Raw genomic sequence first — 21,815 nt, forward strand, 5'->3', positions numbered from 1 at the left:
CGTTATGAATTTTGTTGAAGAACTACGTTGGAGAGGCATGCTTCAAGATATTATGCCCGGCACTGAAGACTTACTAAACAAAGAGAAAGTCGCTGGATATATCGGTTTTGACCCTACCGGCGATTCTTTACATGTTGGTCACCTGACCCAGATCATGACACTGATTCATTTTCAAAATGCAGGCCATAAGCCTGTAGCACTTGTTGGTGGTGCTACAGGAATGATCGGAGACCCTTCGTTCAAATCGGCAGAAAGAAATCTTTTAGATGAGGCTACACTACAGCATAATGTGGAAAGCTTAAAAAAACAATTGGCGAAGTTCTTAAACTTTGGCGACGGTGATAACGACGCGAAAATGGTGAACAATTACGATTGGTTTAAAGATTTCAGCTTTTTGGATTTTATCCGTGATGTAGGGAAGTTGATTACGGTCAACTACATGATGTCCAAAGATTCGGTAAAGAAACGCTTAGAAGGTGATAACGGATTATCCTTTACAGAATTTACTTACCAGCTTATTCAAGGGTATGATTTCTATTACCTATGGAAACATCACAATTGTAAAGTACAAATGGGAGGTTCAGATCAGTGGGGAAATATCGTTACCGGATCTGAAATGATTCGTCGTCAAGATCAGGGAACAGCTTATGCAGTTACAACGCAGTTAATAAAAAAATCCGATGGTCAGAAATTCGGTAAAACCGAGTCGGGTGCCGTTTGGTTGGACCCTAAAAAAACATCGCCTTTTAAATATTACCAGTTCTGGTTGAATGCTACAGATGACGATGCTAAAACATGGATCAAAATTTTCACTTTAAAAAGTCAAGCCGAACTGGAGGCCCTTATAGAAGCGCATGAACAAGCACCACATCTCCGTCTTGTTCAAAAAGCATTGGCGCAGGATATTACTATCCGTACCCATAGTGAAAAAGATTATGAAACCGCATTAAAAACTTCGGAGTTCCTTTTTGGAAATGGTTCCTTATCGTTTTTAAACCAATTGGACCACGAAGGAGTATTGGAGGTTTTTGATGGCGTCCCTAATTTTAAAATTTCTAAAACTGACCTTGCAGAAGGTATACATATTGCCGATCTTTTAGCTGTACAGTCTCAGGTATTCTCGTCCAAAGGCGAAGCGAAAAAGATGTTGCAGGGTGGCGGGGTGTCGTTGAACAAAGAAAAAGTGACCGATATAGATCTTGTTGTTAACAGCAGCAGCCTTATTCAGGATACCTATATTGTAGCCCAAAAAGGTAAAAAGAACTATTTCTTGCTAATTGCAGAATAAAAGGTTTTATATAACCGCATTGCAAAGGCTATTTCCTATCGTGGAAATAGCCTTTTTTTTAGCAATAAAACCCAGCCCCCTTCCTACGTTACCCGCAGCAAATTTTAGCTTTGCTAAAGCGCATGCAAGCAACAAATTACATTTACATCAAACTATTCTGCTCGTTAACTGTTTCTATAGAACAGGCGCACTTAAAGGCTACTTAAGTGATTATAAACCATTTGTATCATCCAAAACTAAAATGTACATGAACAGCAAACTAAAAGAACTAGCCGCAAAAAAAACAAATAACTGCATTACCATTATCTTGAACACCCACCGTACCTTTCCCGATAGTGATCAAGACCCAATTTTACTAAAAAATCTTATCAAAGAGGTCGAAAGTAAATTGGCACCGGATTTATCCAAAGCTGCCGTTGCTAACTTGTTGGAACGGTTGAATACACTTGCCGATAGTATTGACCATCGCCTGAATAAAGAGGCTTTACTATTATTTGTAAATGAGGAGCTGGCAGATTATCAACGCTTGAGTATTCCTGTGGTTAATAGAACAATTGTAGATAGCAGTTTTGCGACGCGTGATTTAGTGCGTGCCATGCATGCCGAAGCCAACTATTACGTTTTAGTATTAGGACGGGATGAAGCCCGCTTCATTGAAGCACAAAACGATAAGGTAATACAGGAGGTAGGGGCTCCATTTCCAATACAAAATACCGACCTTAGTAGCAGCAGTCCTGCTGAAGCTGCAAACGCTACACGCGTTCGCAACTTAACAGCTGAATTTTTCAACCGCGTAGATAAGGCTGTAAATTTTGTACGCAAGGACCACCCCCTTCCGGTTTTATTATGTACCGAAGAGGAAAATTACCACGAGTATCTGAAAATTGCAGATCAAAAAGATAGTATACTGAGCGAGTTTCTTAACCGCAGCCGGCAAACGGAAAAAGATCATGCCATTGTAAGCGACGCCTGGGAAATCATTGAAAAAATACAGGAGCACAACAACAACAGCCGTAAGGAGGCCTTGCGCACGGCAGTGAGTGCCAATAAATTTTTAGTAGATGTAAATGAAATAAACAATGCTATTCAGGAAGGTCGCGTACATACTTTGTTTATTGAAGAGGGTTTAGTACAGGCCGCGCATATTACCCCTGAGGGTATTGAATTGATTGATGCAACCGAACAAACCGAAAATATTGAAGGGGCTTACATTGAAGATATTTACGATGAACTTATTGAAAATAGCCTCTCCTTTGGCGGAGATGTTGTTTTTCTACCACAGGGTGAGCTTGAAAAATTTAATGGCTTTGCGGCCATTACGCGATACTAATTTTTTTTTATTCTAATTTCTAAGGTAATGGGATGCGCGGTATAAAAACCGAGAGCATCCCTTTTTTGTAATTTAAAATAAATCTTCCCCCCTATACCCTTCAATATGATAATTACTTTTTAATTTTGAGCATGATTAATAACAGAGCACTATTCCTAAAAAATACGGCACAAACCTCCGACTCACCACGACTTGTTGAGATTGAGAAAGCAGAAGGTAGTTATTTATATGGCCCCGAAGGGCAGGCTTACTTGGATTTAGTATCCGGATTTAATGTTAGCAATATTGGTCACCGCCATCCTAAGGTTATTGCAGCTATTCAGGCTCAATTGGAAAAGTACCTTCATGTTACCGTTTATGGTGAGTTTATCCAGGCGCCACAGGTACAGTTTGCGACGCAGTTGCTGGCGCAGCTACCCAAAAATTTTGAATCGGTTTACTTAACAAATTCCGGTGCTGAAGCGGTAGAAGGATCCATGAAAATTGCAAAACGCTTTACGGGACGTAGGCAAATTATCGCGGCAAAAAAGGCATACCACGGCAGCACACAGGGAGCTTTGAGTCTTATTGGAAACCCGGCATACCAGGAGGCTTATGCCCCCTTATTGCCGGAGATTGATTTTATTTCCTTCAATAGCCTTACTGATCTTTCCCACATTACCGATAAAACCGCCGCCGTTGTTATTGAAGCTATTCAAGGCGAAGCTGGGGTTCGTGTGCCGAGCAAGGAATACATGCAGGCCTTACGCCAACGTTGTACGGAGGTTGGGGCTTTATTGATATTCGACGAGATACAGACGGGTTTTGGTAGAACAGGGAAAATGTTTGCTTTTGCGCATTTCGATATTGTTCCTGATATTCTTATGCTAGCCAAAGGTATTGGTGGTGGCATGCCATTGGGCGCCTTTGTTGCGGCCAAGGAGGTGATGGATGTGATTAAAGACAACCCCATGTTGGGCCATATTACAACCTTTGGGGGGCACCCTGTTTCCTGCGCAGCTGCACTGGCGTCGCTACAAGTAATTTTGGAGGAACAATTAATTGAGGGCGTGGCCGCAAAAGCGGCGTTATTCCGAAAAGAGCTGCAGCACCCAAAAATCAAGGAGATTAGAGGATTGGGCTTAATGATGTGCCTACAGTTGGAAAGTTTCGATCAGGTATATCAGGTCAGTAAATACTGTGCCGAGCAGGGAGTAATGATCGACTGGTACCTACATTGTGAAACCGCATTGCGTGTTGCTCCGCCTTTAACCATATCGGAAGCGGAGATACGTTCTGCCTGTGAAACGATTCGTACGGCTATTGATAAATTCTGTTAATTTAAATACCTTTAGGGTTAAACCTATTTTAACATGTCCGACAGAAGAACTTTCCTGAAACAGTCTGCCTTAACCCTGGGTGCATCCCTTGCTGGCAGTAATCTTTTACAGGCGGAAACAACGATGGCTACGCACAACAATAAAATCGAAATTCAAGCAAATGATATTATCTTATTCCAAGGTGATTCCATTACCGATGCCGGTCGTAATCGCAGCAACCTGAATGCCAATGATACGGAGGCTATGGGCAATGGTTATGCCCTTATTGCTGGAAGTTATGTACTGCAGAAATATGCAGATAAGCAGATTAAAATCTATAACAGAGGGATAAGTGGGAATAAAGTTCCGCAATTAGCGGAAAGATGGCAGACGGATTGCCTGGATATCAAACCGACAATCTTAAGTATAATGATTGGCGTAAACGACTATTGGCATCGTAAGAATGGCGAATATCAGGGTACAGCAGAATTGTATCAAGCACAATACCGCAGGTTAATGGACCAGACGCTGGCCGCTTTGCCTGAGCTTAAGCTTATTATTTGCGAACCTTTTGGCGTTAAAAATGTTAAACATGTAACGGATAAATGGTTTCCGGAATTTGCCCGTTATCAGGAGATTGCCCGCGATATTGCGAAAGAATACAATGCCGTACTTGTGCCGTATCAGGCCATCTTTGATGCTGCAGAAAAAAAAGCCCCTGGAAGTTTCTGGACAACGGATGGTGTACATACAAGCCTTGCCGGAGCGAATTTAATGGCCGAAGGCTGGTTGAAAAGCATAAAATAAGTAAAAGAGGCTGTCCATATATACTTTAAAGGTATACAGACAGCCTCTTTTAATTTATTTAGTTTTATTTTATTTATCTAAATACGGCCAACTCTTCGATATCAACATCACCCTGTTCCGATATAGAAAGAAATCGCACCGGAACAATTTCATTAACCAATAATGGGTCGTATGCTGTACGTACCTTAACGTAGTTTTTTGCAAAGCCATGCATAAAACCATCTTTAACATCCGACTCAAAAAGCACCTCGCCTTCTTCGCCCAGATTCTGTTCATAGAAAGCACGACGTTTTTTCTCCGACAGAATATGTAACATCTTGCTACGATCTGAACGTTGCGCCCCCGGTACTGCACCTTCCATCTGCGCTGCTATGGTGTTTTCGCGCTCGGAATAGGTAAACACATGCAGGTACGAGATGTCCATTTCATTTAAGAAATTATAGGTATCAATAAAATCCTCACGTGTTTCACCTGGGAATCCTACAATGACATCCACACCAATACAACAATTTGGCATTAACGATTTAATTTTCGCTACACGCTCGGCATATAATTCACGCTTATATCGACGGCGCATTTTTGCCAATACCTTGTTATTGCCCGATTGCAGTGGCATATGAAAATGCGGAACAAAACGTTTAGACTGTGCAACAAATTCGATTACCTCATTGGCCAAAAGGTTGGGTTCAATAGAGGAAATGCGGATGCGGTCGATACCTTCGACCTCGTCTAGAGCTTTTACCAAATCTAAAAACTTATCTTGACGTTTCCCATCACGGATACCAAAATCACCGATATTGACACCCGTAAGGACAATCTCCTTAACACCTGAGGCTGCAATATCATGCGCCTGCTGAACAATATCTTCAATTTTCCCCGATCGGCTGGCACCACGTGCCAACGGGATAGTACAAAATGTACAGGAATAATCACAGCCGTCTTGTACTTTTAAAAAGGTACGGGTACGGTCGCCAATGGAAAAGGCAGGCACAAACTGATTGGTTTCATCAATGGGTGCATTATGAACAATTGCTTTCTCCTGTTTGGTTAAATCATTGATATGTTCAATAATATTAAACTTCTCTGCCGCCCCCAATACCATATCTACCCCCGGTATTTCGGAGATTTCTTTTGGCTTTAGCTGTGCATAACAGCCTACAATGGTGATATAAGCATTTGGAGAATGCTTTAAAGCCTCCTTCACGACCTTGCGACACTTCTTATCTGCATGGTCAGTAACCGAACATGTATTAATCACGTAAACATCCGCCTGCGAATTAAACGGCGTTGTTTCATATCCTGCATCCTTGAAAATACGACCTATAGAAGATGTTTCCGAAAAATTCAGTTTACATCCCAGCGTATAAAAAGCAACTTTTTTATTCATAACGAATTGCAAAAGTACACAAAAAAGTTGCAGCATAAAGGATTATTAAAAACGTAGAGCCTGATGTTTACATTTTACAAACATATCCCCTTTGCCAACAGCATTTATTTCCTTAGTTTTGATACAATTTTAATGCTTTAGAGGATAACCCCATCATGAAACAATACTTAGATTTATTAACACATGTTTATACCCATGGTGTAGACAAGACAGATCGAACGGGAACGGGTACACGTAGTGTTTTTGGCTATCAGATGCGTTTCGACCTTAAAGAAGGCTTCCCCATGGTTACCACCAAAAAGCTGCATTTACGCTCAATCATCCACGAGTTGATTTGGTTTTTGAAAGGTGAAACTAACATTCAGTACCTCAAAGAAAATGGGGTAAGTATCTGGGACGAATGGGCCGATGAAAATGGAAATCTTGGACCAGTATATGGATCGCAGTGGCGCTCCTGGCCTACGCCGGATGGCCGACATATCGATCAGATTGCACAGGTTATTGATCAACTGAAAAAATCGCCAGACTCCCGACGTATTATTGTCTCGGCCTGGAATGTGGCGGAGATTGAAAATATGGCCTTACCTCCATGCCATGCCTTTTTCCAATTTTATGTGGCTCCGGCACAACCTGAAAAAGGGATTTTAAAGCCTCAGTTATCTTGCCAGCTGTACCAACGTAGTGCCGATATTTTCTTGGGCGTACCTTTTAATATTGCGTCGTATGCATTGTTAACAAAGATGGTGGCGCAGGTTTGTGATATGGAAGCTGCCGAGTTTATCCATACCCTAGGAGATGCACATATCTATAAAAATCATTTTGCGCAAACCGAATTACAGTTGACACGCGAGCCTAAAGCCCTGCCTCAGCTAAAAATTAACCCTGCTGTACGGGATATCTTTGATTTTAAATTTGAGGACTTTGAGCTGGTAAACTACGATTCTCATCCACATATAAAAGCTGCAGTGGCGGTTTAAATCATAACCAGGCAATACAACATATGAAAATTACACTCATCGTAGCGGCAGCGGAAAATAATGGCATTGGCAAAAACAATCAGATGCCATGGCACCTGCCCAACGACTTTAAATACTTTAAAAAAAATACGATCGACCATTCGGTGGTAATGGGGCGTAAGACCTTTGAATCTATAGGTAAAGCCTTACCTGAGCGCCGCAATATTGTTTTAACACGCGACCTCAGGTATACACATCCTGACGTTGATGTAGCCAACAGCCTACAGGAGGTTTTAACCTACTGCCGTGATGAAAGAGAAATATTTATTATCGGCGGTGCCGATATTTATAAACAAACGCTTCCACTAGCGCAGCGCGTACTATTAACGCGCGTACATAGTACGATAGAAGCAGATGCCTTTTTTCCGTCACTAGACGAAAACGAATGGAAACTAGTGAGTAAAGTGGACCATAGCAAGGATGATAAACATGCCTTTGACTATACTTTTGAAACATGGGAAAAGATATAATCCAGGTATCTATATCGCTATAAAAACAAAAACCGCTAACCTTGAAAAGCTAGCGGTTTTTGTCTATTAACGGTTTAAAACTTATTTTTTTGTAACAGGTTTTGCAGCGGTTGTTTTACCTTCTACCGTATTACCTTTTACTTTTGGCGCTTCAGCATTTGCACCTTTAGGTGTCTCTTTTGCAGGCTTGTGGTCCATTTTTTTGTTTTCTTTTTTCGGAGTCTCGGTACCTTTTACCGGAGCAGCATGTTCTTTTTTTTCTTTTTCTGGTTTTGCTGTTGCCACAGGTTTAACGGCTGTAGTTTTTGCTTCTGTTTTTTTTGTTGCTGTTTCTTTTTTAACAGTTTGAGCTTGTGTAGCACCAATTCCAAAGGTTGCTATCAGGGCAGCTAATGCTGCGATTTTTTTGAAAGAATTTAAGGTTTTCATAACCACTAAAATTATTTAAATCATTGCTAGTAGTTATTCAAAGCAAATGCCAAAACCAAAATATAATGCTTAAGGGCTTCCTTTTAACATAGTTTTAACCTTAGCCCCTATGCAGGGTTAATACTATGTTAAAATTCTTATAACCAAACACTTAAAATACTTCAAGAATATCATCATCTACAAAAAAAGGCAATCTTAAAAAGATCACCTTTACACGTTGTTTTGTGTTGGAAACAGTTACCCCACCAAAGCAGATATAGCTTGTTTAACCTTTTCGAAGCCGAAATCCTGTTTAACCGAAACGAACATACGTTCAATATGATCGTTTCCAAGATTACCGATACTTCCTTCATGGGTATGGTTTACTTCTTTTGCAGGCTGAAAAGTTCCCTCCTCTATGGCCAAACCTATATTCTTATAGGCCTCTCTAAAGGGTATACCGCGTAAAACTTCATTGTTTACGACTTCAACGCTAAAGAGGTAATCATATTTCGGATCGTCCAAAATATTATCCTTAATACTGATATTTTCCAACATAAAGGTTGCAATTTCTAGACAGTCTTTCAGCGATTGGAATGCCGGAAATAGATTTTCTTTTAACAGCTGTAAATCCCGGTGGTAGCCTACAGGAAGATTGGTCGTCATTAACGCAATCTCATTCGGCAAAGCTTGAATTTTATTACAGCGAGCCCGTATAAGCTCAAATACATCCGGATTTTTCTTATGCGGCATAATACTAGATCCTGTGGTAAGATGTGCCGGAAAGGAGATAAAACCAAAGTTTTGATTGATAAATAAGGTAACATCCATGGCAAATTTCGCCAAGGTCGCTGCAATGGAACTCATAGCCTGTGCCAAGATACGTTCGGTTTTCCCTCTTCCCATCTGCGCATAAACTACATTATAATTTAAATCATCGAAACCCAAAAGCTGTGTAGTTAAAGTACGATCCAACGGAAAAGAAGAACCATAACCTGCAGCGGAACCTAAGGGGTTTTTGTTGCATATTTTCCAGGCAGCCTGCAGCAAATGCAGGTCATCGACAAGGCTTTCAGCATATGCACCGAACCACAATCCAAAGGAAGAAGGCATGGCAATTTGCAAGTGTGTGTACCCCGGCATTAATACATTCTTATGCTGCTCACTAAGTTTTAAAAACTGCGTAAATAACAATTCTGTATGTTGGAATATGTCTTCAATCTCTGAACGGAAATACAGTTTTAAGTCTACTAAAACCTGATCATTACGCGAGCGACCGGAATGGATTTTCTTGCCAGCTTCACCTATACGCTGTGTAAGCATCATTTCTACCTGCGAGTGTACATCCTCCACGCTGTCATCTATCTGAAATGTTCCCGCTTGTACTTCTGCATATATCTTCTTAAGCTCTTGCTGCACATCAGCCAAATCGGCATCTGTCATTAAACCTATTTTGTTTAACATCTGTGTATGCGCCAAGGACCCCAACACATCTGCTGCGGCCAATTGCATATCCATCTCACGGTCTTTACCTACCGTAAAAGATTCAACAAAAGAATCTACATCTATATTTTTTTGCCAAATTTTCATTAAAATCGAATTGATTGCACAAAAGTACCATAATTTTTAAACAATGTTTTATAATTATGAAATAGCTGCACAATGCCAGATTATGGGCCGTAAAAGCCGTATTTTACTAATTTTATTGTATATTGCATCATAAAAAGCACAATTATTAATTATGAAAATATTTTTTTACTAATCATAATGGTTAGCAGCAGCATAATTTCGTTTGCACAAAAAAAGACCCATTAGAAATTTTTATTAAAGCGGATGAACAGAACCTTAATTTCCAAACGGGGACCCTGAAATTGCCGGAGGGGCATGGGACATTAGTCGTGCCCGAGGGCTTCCACTTTTTAGATAAAGAACAAAGTCGATATGTGCTTTCAGACCTTTGGGAAAACCCCGAGGACCCCAGCATTTTAGGCATGTTATTTCCGGTAAATATGAGGGTATTGGACCCCAAAACATGGGGGTTCACCATTAGCTTTGATAAAATGGGCTATGTAAATGACGTCGAGGCGGAAAGCATAAATTATAAGGAATTACTTTCCAGCAGCAAAGATGATGTACATGAACAGAATCCTGAACGTAAAAAAAGGGCTATGTAACCATTGAACTGCTAGGCTGGGCCGCACAGCCGTACTACGATTATAATAATAAAATATTACATTGGGCGAAAGAATTAAATTTCGAAGGAGATAGCAGCAATACATTAAACTATAACCTACGTATTCTTGATTGCGAAGGTGTTTAGCTTGTCAATGCAGTAGCCTCCATATATGCTCTAACTGCTGTGCATAAAAATATTGAGCATCTTGCCGCATCTTTAAAATTTGATGAAGGCTATCGTTATTCGGATTATAACCATGGCGATCAAATTGCAAGCTGGAAAGTTGGGGGGAATGGCTGTTAAGGTATTGGCAAAAGCTGGGTTCTTCGCAGCGTTATTGAAATTTTGGAAGTTTATTGCCCTTGCATTTACCGGTGCAGTAAGTTTCATATGGAAAAAATTAGGCCGTAGAAAGGACGATGAAAAAACCGTAAAAGACGTCGCAGCAAGCACGAATGCGGATACATAAAATAGCTAGAACAAGGCTTTTTAAAACTTTTAACTAACACTTTTAACTTACAATTATAGCATAATCTAATTTATCGCATGCAAAGAAAAACTTTTTTATTTTTAGCGTTACAACTGGCTTGGCTTATGCCACAGGCGCAGGATGCAGTAAAAAACACACAGCCGTTAAGCTGGCAAGATATCCCTTCCTGGCATTTCAACCGAATGAATACCGCGCAGCCTTCTGCGGATGGAAAGTGGTTTGCCTATATCTCCGGACCTACAGAGGGAGATCTTAGCTTAACCTTAAAAAAAACAGCAGACAGCTTACATTATACCTATAAAATTGGTGGCCAGGTAAGCCTGATAAAATTTAATAACGATAGCAAGTATATTGGTTTTTTCGAGTCACCAGCATTTAAAGATGTGAAGGCAAATGAAAAAGCAAGACGCCCGAGCAGTAAAAAATTGCGCCTTGTAGCCCTTAAAGATACGGCTTCGGTGACCTTCGATAAGGTGCAGTCTTTCGATTTCTCTAACGACAACAGCCAATGGCTGGCCATCCGCTTTGATGCCTTACCCGCATCGCCCATGCTGCCACGGCCGGAGGATGCCGGTAAGGGTACAGATTTATTGCTTTATAACATGTACAGCAAAAAAAGCTTTAACCTGGGCAATGTAAGTGATTATAAGTTTAATAAAAGCGGACAGTATTTAGCGTATACTGTGGATGCAAACGGTGCTAATGGCAATGGCGTTTTTCTGATGGACCTTAAAACGGGCCTTACCACGGCTTTACAAAATGATAAGGCTACTTTTGCCAAGATAACTTGGAATAAAGAGGGCAATGCTTTTGCCTTGGTAAAATCAAAAAAAGATAAGCAGTTTAAAAGCCCGGTATTTACTTTAATTGCTGTTAAAAATATCCAAGGTAGTACGGCAGATGTTTTTGTGTATAGCGGTTTAGATGAAAATCAGATAACTGCAGGCTACGGTATCAGTGAGTTTTCAAACCCTTACTGGAGCAAAGATTTAAACCATATCTTTTTTGGAGTGGCGAAAATCGAAAAAAATGAAACTCCAGTAAATGCGGAGAAGAAAATTGATAATTTAGCCAAGGATAGTACGCTGCGCAAAACTTCCTCCCTACCCGATTCGGTTACATTAAAAATTGCTGCTGCCAAAAACGGAAGCGCAACCGATAGTATTGCCGGCACTAAACCTAACCATAATGCATCAATCAAAGCTAACCCTGCCGTAAACAAAAAGGATTTAGAAAAACCCGATATGATTATCTGGAACTGGCAGGATAAACGTTTACAATCGATGCAGCGCACGCAATTACAGCGCGACAAAAACTTTAACGTTATGAGCGTATGGAATGTGTCGACCAATACATTTACATCACTCGCCGATAGCAGCATAAAATCCATTGCCTTGTCGCCAGACCAAAGTATAGGTTATGGCTTAGACTTCACCGCGTATGAGTATGAATCAAGCCTCGACGGACAGCGTTATGCGGATGTTTACCTGCTGGATGTGAAAACTGGGAAACGTACATTGGCGTTAAAAAAGTTGTACCTTAATGCCCTATCGAGCGGCCTTACCTTTTCGCCAAATGGCGATAATTTACTGTACTATAGCGATGGCGCCTATTTTGTGTTGGATACCAAGACTTTAGTTACTACGAATATCAGCAAAAATATCCCCGGTTCATTTATCCATCCTTATACCGATACCAACGTCAGTAAGCCCGGTATACCAAATTTCGGTTTCACCAGCGACGGTAAGTATGTGCTGTTAAAAGATAACTACGACCTATGGAAAGTTGCCACAGATGGCAAGTCTTTCTCGGCATTGACCGGCAACTGGAAAGATCAACAGATTATGGCCTTGTATCCTAATAAAATTTATGAAGACGACGATTTTATAGACTTAAAAAAAGATCAATACTTTACGATCTTCAACGATAAAAACAAACAAAAAGGTGTCGCCATTCTACCGGCTAATGCCAAAACCTTACAGATTGTTAAGCTGGATGATATAAACATCAGTCCGATAAATAAGGTTAAAAATGCAGCTGCTTTTTTCTATACACAAGAGAGCAGCGTACAAGAACCTGCCTATTACATAAGTACAGACCGGTTTTTAAAAAACGAAAGCAAGCTAACACCGGCACAGCAGGAAAACGAAAAGTATACGCTATCGGCAGGCGTGAAATTACTGACCTACGTCAGCGCACATGGTGATACCTTACAGGCGACTTTATATTTACCAGCCAATTATGTGGAAGGACAGGCTTACCCGACCATAACATATATCTACGAACGATTAACACAAGACAAAAACAGCTATAGTCAGCCTGCTTTTCCGGGCGGAGGTTTTAACCGTGCGCTTTATACCAGCAATGGCTATGCCGTGTTAATGCCCGACATTAAATACAAATTAAATGACCCCGGCTTATCGGCTGTAGCCTGTGTGGTGCCTGCGGTGAAGGCCGCTATAGCCACGGGTATTGTAGATGCTAAAAATGTGGCCATTCATGGCCATTCATGGGGCGGCTATCAAACCTCCTTTTTAATTACGCAAACGGATATTTTTAAAGCTGCCGTTGCTGGGGCTCCACTAACGAATATGATTTCCATGTACTCCTTGATTTATTGGAATTCCGGTTCTACAAACCAAAGTATTTTCGAGTCTAGCCAAGGCCGTTTAACAACAGGATATTGGGACAACTGGGACGCTTATGTGCGTAACTCACCAATTTACCATATTAAAAAAGTAAATACACCACTTGTCATATTGCATAACGACAAAGATGGTGCTGTAGATTATACCCAGGGTATAGAATACTTTAATGGCCTTAGAAGGCTTAACAAGCCTGTAGTAATGCTTACCTACAATGGCGAAAATCATGGCCTGATGAAGGAGGTAAATCGTAAAGACTATGCCGTACGTATGATGGAATATTTTGACCATTATCTTAAAGGTAAACCCGCGCCTAGCTGGTGGTCGAAGGGAATTGATTACATCGATATGGAAAAACACCTAGAAGAAAGAGCCTTCTAGTGCAGGCATAAAAAAAGCGGCGTTCGAAATACGAACGCCGCTTTTTTTATATTTTATACTTAGCCATTGGACAACGCTGCTGCACCGGATACAATCTCGGTAAGCTCGGTTGTAATTGCTGCTTGACGCGCCTGGTTGTACGATAGCTTTAAGGAACGGATTAAATCCCCAGCGTTTTCAGTCGCTTTATCCATTGCTGTCATCCTTGCGCCATGCTCAGAAGCATTAGAATCTAATACGGCCTTATACAATTGAATTTTGATTGCCTTAGGAATCAACTCTTCAATAATCTTTTCTTTTGAAGGTTCAATAATATAATCTAACTCCGCCACATTCTCGTCTTTTTCTTCCGGCAATAGAGGTAATAATTGCTCCGAAGTTAAGATCTGAACTGCCGCATTACGGAATTGGTTGTATACCACTTCCACACGATCAATATTACCAACCTTAAACTCATTCATAATATATTCGGTAACCTTAGACACATTTTCAAAGTCTAGGTTATTGAATAATTCATTATGATTACCAATAACGTTAAAATTCCGCTTAGCGAAGAACTCTTGACCACGTTTACCAATAGCAATAATACTAAGGTTACCACGTGCATGTTGTTCAGCATATTTGTTAAAAATCAAATTATTAGCGGTCTTAATTGCATTGGCATTAAATGCCCCTGCCAAACCTCTATTTGATGTAATCACAACAACCAATACATTTGTAGGAATACGGTCTTGTGTATATGGTGAATCATTTCCTTCTACAGAGGCAGAAACTTGAGCTAGAATATCTCTTAATTTATTGGCATAAGGGCGCAACTGCACAATCGCATTGGTTGCACGTTTTAATTTCGCTGCCGATACCATTTTCATAGCTTTGGTAATCTGCTGCGTCGATGTAACCGATGTAATCCGGTTTCTTACTTCTTTTAAATTTGCCATAACGAAATTCTAGAACATAGTTTATGAGATGTAGACGCGAGGTCTACATCTCATATCCTTTGTCTAATTAATATTTAGAAGCTAATTCTTTAGCTACTTTTTCTAAAACATCAGTTAACTCATCCGAGAATTTACCCGCTTTTAAAGCTGATAATACCTCCGGATGGCGTTGCTCTAACTGCGTCAAGTACTCCTCTTCGAACTGTCTTACCTGGTTCACTGGAACATTGCGCAACAATCCTTTTGTACCGATATAGATAATAGCAACTTGCTTTTCTACCGCCACTGGTGAGAACTGACCTTGTTTCAAGATTTCAACGTTACGAACACCTTTATCTAATACTGCTTTTGTAGCCGCATCTAAGTCAGAACCAAATTTGGCGAAAGCCTCCAGTTCACGGTACTGTGCCTGATCTAATTTCAATGTACCCGCAACTTTCTTCATCGATTTGATTTGCGCATTACCACCCACACGAGATACCGAGATACCTACGTTAATTGCTGGACGGATACCCGCGTTAAACAAGTTCGACTCTAAGAATATCTGACCATCAGTAATAGAAATTACATTGGTAGGGATATACGCGGAAACGTCACCTGCTTGTGTTTCGATAATAGGAAGTGCCGTTAATGAACCACCACCTTTTACCAAATGCTTGATAGAATCAGGTAAATCGTTCATGTTGCGCGCGATATCATCTGAACTGTTGATTTTTGCTGCACGCTCTAATAAACGGCTGTGCAAGTAAAATACGTCACCAGGGTATGCCTCACGGCCTGGAGGACGTTTTAATAATAAAGACACCTCACGGTATGCCACCGCTTGTTTAGACAAGTCATCGTATACGATCAATGCCGGACGACCTGTATCGCGGAAAAACTCTCCGATCGCAGCACCCGCCATTGGCGCGTAGAATTGAAGTGGAGCAGGTTCGGCAGCAGAAGCAGAAACTACAACGGTATAAGCCATAGCACCATTTTCTTCCAATACACGAACGATATTTGCTACAGTAGAGTTCTTTTGACCTACAGCAACATAGATACAAAATACGGGATGTCCCGCATCGTAGAATTCTTTTTGGTTGATGATAGTATCGATACAAACCGCTGTTTTACCAGTCTGACGGTCACCGATTACTAACTCACGTTGGCCACGACCCACTGGAATCATAGCGTCGATAGCTTTGATACCTGTTTGTAATGGTTCATTTACAGGTTGACGGAAAAGAACACCCGGCGCTTTACGCTCGATAGGCATCTCATACGTCTCGCCAGCGATAGGTCCTTTACCATCGATAGGTTGGCCTAAAGTATTAACAACACGACCCAACATACCTTCACCTACTTTAATAGATGCGATACGGTTTGTACGCTTAATGGTATCCCCTTCTTTGATCTCATCAGAAGGGCCTAAAAGTACAACACCCACGTTGTCTTCTTCTAAGTTTAATACGATACCTTGTAATCCATTGGCAAACTCCACCAACTCACCGGATTGAACTTTTGTTAAGCCGTAAACGCGAGCAATACCGTCACCAACTTGTAGAACGGTACCTACTTCTTCTAATTCGGCTTCTGACTTAAAGCCTGACAATTGCTCTCTAAGAATTGCCGAAACTTCATCTGGTCTTACCTCTATCATTTTACTTTGTATAAGGGGTTTTAGATTCTATTATTTTTAACAGTAAACCGCTTCGGTTATACACCTTGGTTTACGAAATGTCTTTCTAACTTGTTTAGTTTACCAGCAATACTGGAGTCTAATTGTTTATCGCCAACTTTGATTACAAAACCGCCGATAAGCGACTTATCTACTTTATTCGTCAACAAGATACTCGCTTGAATCTGTTGTGCAATAGCATTGCCCAATTCTTGCAAGTTTTTATCCGATAATGGGCTTGCAGAAATAACCTCTGCTTTCACAATACCTTTTAACTCATTGTATTCACGAACAAACTCGACTGCGGTAGCATATACCAACGCGCTACGTCCTTTGCGAACCATAATATCAAAGAAACCGATAACTTCCGGTCTTACCTTACCGCCAAATAATGCAGCCAAGATAGCTTGTTTTTTATCTGTTTTGATAATAGGGTTTTGCAATACAGCTTGTAATTCAGTGCTAGCTTTGATAACGGCAGCAACCTGCTCGATATCTTCTTTTACTGCCTCCAAATTTCCTTGCTCATTAGCCAAATCCAGCAAAGATTTAGCATATCGTGAAGCGACTTTAAATACTGACATATAGTATGCTTTAAATTTGAGGATCCAATTAGTTTAATTTCACGTCTTTCAACAAGTCAGACACTAAAGCCTCTTGTTTTCCTTGGTCTTCAAACTCTTTGGTTAATACTTTACGTGCAATATCTAAAGATAAAGAAGAAACCTGGTTTTTTACCTCAGCTAAAGCTTTTAACTTTTGGTCTTCAATTTCACGTTTTGCATTTTCGATCAATTTCGCACCTTCCGCTTGCGCTACAGATTTTGCTTCAGCAACGATTTTATCTTTCAAATCTTTCGCCTCTTTCAAGATAATATCACGCTCTTCACGGGCCTGTTTTAAAAGATGTTCGTTTTCATTTGTTAAACGTGCCATCTCCAATTTCGCTTTCTCTGCAGAAGCCAACGCATCAGAGATACCTTGCTCGCGTTCTTCTAAAGCATTTACAATAGGTTTCCAGGCAAATTTTCCTAAGATTAAGATAACAATCAATAAAATGATAAGTTGCCAAAAGAACAAACCATACGAGAACTGATTAATTAATGCTTCCATTTATATAAGTTATAAGGTATTAATTTTAAATTTCTTTTTTTGTTAAAACATGACTTGCAACCAACCGTTGCAAGTCTATGTTTTGTACTTTTTAATCAACTTGGCTTATTTACCTAAGATTAAAGCACCGAATGCTAAACCTTCTACTAGGGCACCAATGATGATCATCGCAGTTTGAATTTTAGATGCTGCTTCAGGCTGACGTGCGATAGCTTCCATTGCAGAACCACCGATTTTACCTAAACCTAAACCTGCACCGATTACGATTAAACCTGCTCCAATTAAGTTGTACATAATAATTAATTTATAAAATTTAACAAAAAATTCTGATTAGTGATGTGTATGCTCCTCTACTGCCATACCGATAAATAGGGATGACAACATGGTGAAGATAAAGGCCTGTAAGAAAGCAACCAATAACTCCAAGAAGAACAAGATTAACGTTAACACCATGGATACACCAATACTACCTGGTACCGTTAACTGCTGTTGGAACAAATAAACAATAGCAATTAAACCCATCACTACGGAGTGACCTGCCGTAATGTTGGCAAACAAACGTAACATTAAAGAGAACGGCTTCGTAAACATTCCCAACACCTCGATTGGCGCCAAGACAAACTTGAAAGGCACAGGCACACCCGGCATCCAGAAGATATGTTTCCAATAGTCTTTATTTCCTTTAACATTGGTAATAACGAAGGTAAACAAGGCCAAACATAAGGTCACTGTGATATTTCCTGTAACGTTAAAACCTAGCGGTGTTAAACCCAAAATGTTTAATGTAAAAATTAAGAAGAATACCGACAATAAGTACGGCATAAACTCTTTGTAACGGTGACCAATATTCGGCACAGCCATTTCATCGCGCACATACAGCACCAATGGTTCCAGTACGCGGCCCATACCTTTAGGTAGGTTGTTAGCTCCCTTTTTATAAGTCTTAGCCAACGATAAGAAACCCCAGAACAACAAGAATGTTGCTAAGAATAAACCTACCACATTTTTTGTGATAGAGAAATCCAGAGGTTTCGCATTTGTAGGATGCCCATGATCATCATAGGTCAACGTTCCAGCAACATCAGTTTTATAAATTTTACCGTGGTACAATTTATAGTACGTACCACCTTTTTCAACGATAGCTTCACCATGGTGAAATTCGCCTGAAGAAAAAACTTTCAAACCACCGTCAATTAAAATAACAGGCAATGGAAAACCATAATGCACACCTGCTTTTTTATCTGTAAACAACGAGAAATAATGATCATCCTGTAAGTGATGTTCAGCATACGCATTGATTTCTTCAGCTTGCGTTTTTTCGGCATGTTCATGCACTTCTTCCGCAGCTTTCAAGTTAAAAGGGTTAACAGCAAAGAAAATTACTGTAAGAAATAAAAGTGCTCTCTTAAGATTCACCATTTTAGATTACTATTGAATAATGTAAAAATTTTGCGCAAAAATACAATTTTATTTGGCATTAATTATCCTTTTGTGGAAACTTTTTATAAAATTAGCTTCCAACATTTGTATCTTCCTGATTAAGTGCCTTAAAAGCCACAAAAACATCAAAAAATAAGAAGATAAAAAACACCACTAAAAAGTTATATTCTAAAAATTTGGTATCAAATTTACCCAATCCATTTTGGATAAATATATAACTGGCTATGGCCTTGAGTGTCATTACACCCAGAAATATCAAACCTAAGTTTTTAGGCATAGCCCATTGTGCTAAAAGAATCAATACCAGCACCACAAAAGATGCTGCAAAGCCAAAGCCATACAAACCCCATAAGGTATAACCAGACAACGCCCAGAGGTTCTCCTGTCCTAAGGCATTCGACAGCAGGTAATGTGCAGCAAACGAAGCTACAGCTACCACAATTAGCATTAAAATATACTTCAGATAATTACTCATTTTTACTAATTCGATTCGCCTGTCGAATAAATTGATAAAGCGAAGCCACCACCCCCAACATCGTCAGCCCCTTCGTCCACCAGCCTTCCTCCACCTCAAATTTTTGATCCATCCAAGATCCAAACCAGAAAAACAAATAAATAGTTGCCCCCATTTGAAAGGGCATGGATGTGAATACAATCCATTTATTTAGCTTATTATTTGTTTTCTTATCCTTCAAGCGACATTTTTAAGGACTGCAAATATAGCAGATTATAATGAGATTACGATGACACTAATCCGCTTTCTTTGTTTCTAAAACTTTCTGGCCGATTTTAATATCGGGATACGAGAAGTCATCGCCCAGCAGCATTTTAATTTCAGAAGATGATTTACCCTCATGCTGGCTTAAAACCTCCAAAATACGATGAAGTTTCGGGGCATCTATCAACTCATCCGCCTCCACTTCGGTACCGACAAAATGAATAAGGTGGCCATAAATCGTACCCTCTACCATCCCCCGCTTCTGGGCTATTGTTTTAATATCCAAACCATCCTGATACATATCCAAGGTCACCTGTTTGGTATCTTTTTCTTTATCATCATCGCTAGACGCTTGCTGTATAGAGTTATCCTTCACCTGGGCATTTCGTATCACAATATGCTCCAATTTCTCATCACTTGTCAGCGCTTGTGCAATGGTAAGACAATGTTTTAAGGCTTCAAGCTTACGCTTAAAATCCAACAACAGAGATTTCATTTCTTGAATATACTTTTTGGTACGTTTACGCACCTGCCAATCGGCAATATGGCCTTCTGTAGCCGCAATAAGCTCCAGCTCCATTTTAGGTAAAAACCAATTTACTGCCGATTCAGTACGCGCACAGATTTTTTCGTAATCCACATGTTTTGGATCTGCGAGCATTTGATACAACTGGCTTACAAATTTATGCGCCACAGCCTCCTGTTGTTTGCATCGCTGCTGCAGTTGAGCAAAAAATACTTCCACACCAACCTTATTATCAATATTTCTATCCGGTAAGCTCTGCGCAATTTCCTGCACCGAATCCGTCAAGGCTGTCCAGCGAAAACTCTGTAATAATATCTGCCCCAGGAAAGTACGCTGGCATTGTTTTAAAACATCAATAGCTTCCTCATCTTCCATCATCTGCTGCATAAAGGTAACCACCTGCTGATCCGTACGTATAGCATGTGGAGGCACCATAGACCGCAACACCAAGCCCTCTAAACCGGTAAGCCTACTTAACGCCACATACACCTGTCCGGCAGCAAACGATGTTCCTGCATCCACAATAGCCTTATCAAAGGTCAAACCTTGACTTTTATGAATGGTAATGGCCCATGCCAAACGTAATGGAAACTGCGAAAATGTACCCAATACCTTCTCTTCAATCTTGTCCTCGCCCTTATTATAATCGTATTTTATATTCTCCCAAGTTTCCCGTTTTACAACCACATCATCCGAACCGTCCTTAAAGCCCACAACAATCTGATTTTTATCGAGATTCAAAGCTTTTACCACACCAATTTTTCCATTAAAGTACTTTCGATCCTCGCCGACATCATTTTTAATAAACATTACCTGCGCCCCCAGCTTTATCGCCAACGTTTCTTCCGTAGGAAATGAACTCTGCTGAAAATCATCTTTCACCACAGCCTTCACATTATGCACGCTACCTTTAAGCTTCTGCAACTCCTCTTGATTGATCTGTTCGGCAAGTTTATTGTGCGAGGTAAGCACAATATACTGCTCATTGGCAGGGGGTTCAAAATTAGGCTTATAGTGAGTATTTAATGCCGCTAAATCTGCACTTGTACATTGATTGTTACGAATATTATTCAGAATATGGATAAAATTTTCATCTTTCTGCCGATAGATATGTTGTAACTCTAACTTTACCAACGCCGTTTCCCGCAGCACCTTGGCATCAAAGAAAAACGGACTTGAATAGTGGTGCCGCAGCACCTGCCATTCATGGTCGCGTACAACCGGAGGCAGCTGGTATAAATCGCCAATAAAAAGTACCTGCAAGCCCCCAAAAGGTCGCATATCCCGACGTACAGATTTCAAAATCACATCGATAGCATCCAATGTATCTGCCCGCACCATAGAAACCTCATCGATAATTAAAAGTTCCAGCTCTTGCAGAATTGCCCGCCGTTGCTTGGTTAACTTTATCGTACTAAACAACCTGCTTTTGTTATAAATATGCGTATCCGTCTCGTCCCAACGCAGCGGGTAGTCTTCAATAAAGGTACCGAAGGGCAACCAAAATAAACCATGTAAGGTAGTGCCACCAGCATTCATGGCGGCCACACCTGTGGGTGCTGTAACGGCCATTTTTTTATAGCAATGCTCCTTTATATATTTCAAAAAGGTAGTTTTACCTGTCCCCGCCTTTCCGGTTAGAAAAAGATTCTGATTGGTTTGGTTTATAAAAGAGTATGCTTGCAAAAAAACACTGTTGGAATTATCGACCATTATTTATCTAT

Annotated in this window: 20 protein-coding genes and 1 pseudogene; 9 read left to right on the forward strand and 12 right to left on the reverse strand. The window is 40.3% G+C overall.

Going from position 1 to position 21,815, the window contains the following annotated elements; all coding sequences use genetic code 11:
• Positions 1 to 4 precede the first annotated feature (4 nt).
• The 4 genes from tyrS (at position 5) to ACL9RF_RS13125 (ending at position 4,723) form a co-directional block, all read left to right on the forward strand.
• The gene (gene tyrS, locus ACL9RF_RS13110; protein WP_422801088.1) at positions 5 to 1,288 is read left to right on the forward strand and encodes a tyrosine--tRNA ligase; all 1,284 of its coding nucleotides are present in this window, start codon (positions 5 to 7) and stop codon (positions 1,286 to 1,288) included.
• Positions 1,289 to 1,535: 247 nt separating this feature from the next.
• On the forward strand, positions 1,536 to 2,618 hold the full coding sequence (locus tag ACL9RF_RS13115) for a hypothetical protein (protein WP_422801089.1): 1,083 nt from the start codon (positions 1,536 to 1,538) through the stop codon (positions 2,616 to 2,618).
• 131 nt (positions 2,619 to 2,749) lie between these two features.
• Complete coding sequence (locus ACL9RF_RS13120) at positions 2,750 to 3,937, forward strand: aspartate aminotransferase family protein (protein WP_422801090.1); 1,188 nt, start codon at positions 2,750 to 2,752, stop codon at positions 3,935 to 3,937.
• A 33-nt stretch (positions 3,938 to 3,970) separates the two neighbouring features.
• Positions 3,971 to 4,723, forward strand: a complete 753-nt coding sequence (locus ACL9RF_RS13125; RefSeq protein ID WP_422801091.1) for an SGNH/GDSL hydrolase family protein — start codon at positions 3,971 to 3,973, stop codon at positions 4,721 to 4,723.
• Positions 4,724 to 4,796: 73 nt separating this feature from the next.
• Here ACL9RF_RS13125 and mtaB read toward each other — a convergent pair whose 3' ends face one another.
• Positions 4,797 to 6,110 carry a tRNA (N(6)-L-threonylcarbamoyladenosine(37)-C(2))-methylthiotransferase MtaB gene (gene mtaB / locus ACL9RF_RS13130; protein ID WP_422801092.1) on the reverse strand — a complete coding sequence of 438 codons (1,314 nt, stop codon included), beginning with the start codon at positions 6,108 to 6,110 and terminating at the stop codon, positions 4,797 to 4,799.
• A gap of 155 nt (positions 6,111 to 6,265) precedes the next feature.
• Between mtaB and ACL9RF_RS13135 the strand changes: the two genes are divergently transcribed.
• Together ACL9RF_RS13135 and ACL9RF_RS13140 are read left to right on the forward strand one after the other, a co-directional pair.
• Entirely contained in the window at positions 6,266 to 7,087 is an 822-nt protein-coding gene (locus ACL9RF_RS13135; protein ID WP_422801093.1) for a thymidylate synthase, read from the forward strand.
• A 23-nt stretch (positions 7,088 to 7,110) separates the two neighbouring features.
• A complete protein-coding gene (locus ACL9RF_RS13140; protein ID WP_422801094.1) occupies positions 7,111 to 7,596 on the forward strand; it encodes a dihydrofolate reductase in 486 nt (161 codons plus the stop codon).
• Positions 7,597 to 7,677: 81 nt separating this feature from the next.
• Here ACL9RF_RS13140 and ACL9RF_RS13145 read toward each other — a convergent pair whose 3' ends face one another.
• Complete coding sequence (locus tag ACL9RF_RS13145; RefSeq protein WP_422801095.1) at positions 7,678 to 8,025, reverse strand: hypothetical protein; 348 nt, start codon at positions 8,023 to 8,025, stop codon at positions 7,678 to 7,680.
• Between the two features lie 237 nt (positions 8,026 to 8,262).
• Entirely contained in the window at positions 8,263 to 9,594 is a 1,332-nt protein-coding gene (gene argH, locus ACL9RF_RS13150; protein ID WP_422801096.1) for an argininosuccinate lyase, read from the reverse strand.
• A gap of 308 nt (positions 9,595 to 9,902) precedes the next feature.
• On the opposite strand from argH, the pseudogene ACL9RF_RS13155 reads away from it, so the two are divergent.
• The 3 genes and pseudogenes from ACL9RF_RS13155 (at position 9,903) to ACL9RF_RS13165 (ending at position 13,696) form a co-directional block, all read left to right on the forward strand.
• A pseudogene (locus ACL9RF_RS13155) lies at positions 9,903 to 10,483 on the forward strand (DUF2167 domain-containing protein).
• The gene (locus ACL9RF_RS13160; RefSeq protein ID WP_422801097.1) at positions 10,437 to 10,649 is read left to right on the forward strand and encodes a hypothetical protein; all 213 of its coding nucleotides are present in this window, start codon (positions 10,437 to 10,439) and stop codon (positions 10,647 to 10,649) included. Before ACL9RF_RS13155 ends, ACL9RF_RS13160 begins: the two are co-directional and overlap by 47 nt.
• 77 nt (positions 10,650 to 10,726) lie before the next feature.
• Positions 10,727 to 13,696: a prolyl oligopeptidase family serine peptidase gene (locus ACL9RF_RS13165; protein WP_422801098.1), complete on the forward strand. Its 2,970-nt coding sequence runs from the start codon at positions 10,727 to 10,729 to the stop codon at positions 13,694 to 13,696.
• Between the two features lie 59 nt (positions 13,697 to 13,755).
• On the opposite strand, the gene atpG is transcribed toward ACL9RF_RS13165, so the two are convergent.
• The 9 genes from atpG to ACL9RF_RS13210 all read right to left on the reverse strand — a co-directional run bounded on the left by atpG (position 13,756) and on the right by ACL9RF_RS13210 (position 21,804).
• Entirely contained in the window at positions 13,756 to 14,634 is an 879-nt protein-coding gene (gene atpG, locus ACL9RF_RS13170; RefSeq protein WP_422801099.1) for an ATP synthase F1 subunit gamma, read from the reverse strand.
• Between the two features lie 67 nt (positions 14,635 to 14,701).
• The gene (gene atpA / locus ACL9RF_RS13175; protein ID WP_422801100.1) at positions 14,702 to 16,276 is read right to left on the reverse strand and encodes a F0F1 ATP synthase subunit alpha; all 1,575 of its coding nucleotides are present in this window, start codon (positions 16,274 to 16,276) and stop codon (positions 14,702 to 14,704) included.
• Positions 16,277 to 16,332: 56 nt separating this feature from the next.
• The gene (atpH, locus tag ACL9RF_RS13180; protein ID WP_422801101.1) at positions 16,333 to 16,878 is read right to left on the reverse strand and encodes an ATP synthase F1 subunit delta; all 546 of its coding nucleotides are present in this window, start codon (positions 16,876 to 16,878) and stop codon (positions 16,333 to 16,335) included.
• A 28-nt stretch (positions 16,879 to 16,906) separates the two neighbouring features.
• Positions 16,907 to 17,407 carry a F0F1 ATP synthase subunit B gene (locus tag ACL9RF_RS13185; RefSeq protein WP_422801102.1) on the reverse strand — a complete coding sequence of 167 codons (501 nt, stop codon included), beginning with the start codon at positions 17,405 to 17,407 and terminating at the stop codon, positions 16,907 to 16,909.
• A 105-nt stretch (positions 17,408 to 17,512) separates the two neighbouring features.
• Positions 17,513 to 17,701, reverse strand: a complete 189-nt coding sequence (gene atpE, locus ACL9RF_RS13190) for an ATP synthase F0 subunit C (RefSeq protein WP_028070619.1) — start codon at positions 17,699 to 17,701, stop codon at positions 17,513 to 17,515.
• 36 nt (positions 17,702 to 17,737) lie between these two features.
• Positions 17,738 to 18,826, reverse strand: coding sequence for a F0F1 ATP synthase subunit A (gene atpB / locus ACL9RF_RS13195; protein WP_422801103.1), 1,089 nt, complete (start codon positions 18,824 to 18,826; stop codon positions 17,738 to 17,740).
• Between the two features lie 91 nt (positions 18,827 to 18,917).
• Positions 18,918 to 19,322 (reverse strand): hypothetical protein, encoded by a 405-nt coding sequence (locus ACL9RF_RS13200; RefSeq protein ID WP_422801104.1) that lies wholly within the window; start codon positions 19,320 to 19,322, stop codon positions 18,918 to 18,920.
• A complete protein-coding gene (locus ACL9RF_RS13205; protein WP_422801105.1) occupies positions 19,315 to 19,542 on the reverse strand; it encodes an AtpZ/AtpI family protein in 228 nt (75 codons plus the stop codon). The genes ACL9RF_RS13200 and ACL9RF_RS13205 overlap by 8 nt, the downstream gene beginning before the upstream one ends.
• A gap of 54 nt (positions 19,543 to 19,596) precedes the next feature.
• Positions 19,597 to 21,804 carry a helix-turn-helix domain-containing protein gene (locus ACL9RF_RS13210; protein WP_422801106.1) on the reverse strand — a complete coding sequence of 736 codons (2,208 nt, stop codon included), beginning with the start codon at positions 21,802 to 21,804 and terminating at the stop codon, positions 19,597 to 19,599.
• Positions 21,805 to 21,815 lie beyond the last annotated feature (11 nt).

This window comes from Sphingobacterium sp. Mn56C, from assembly GCF_049319645.1.
Lineage (GTDB): Bacteria > Bacteroidota > Bacteroidia > Sphingobacteriales > Sphingobacteriaceae > Sphingobacterium.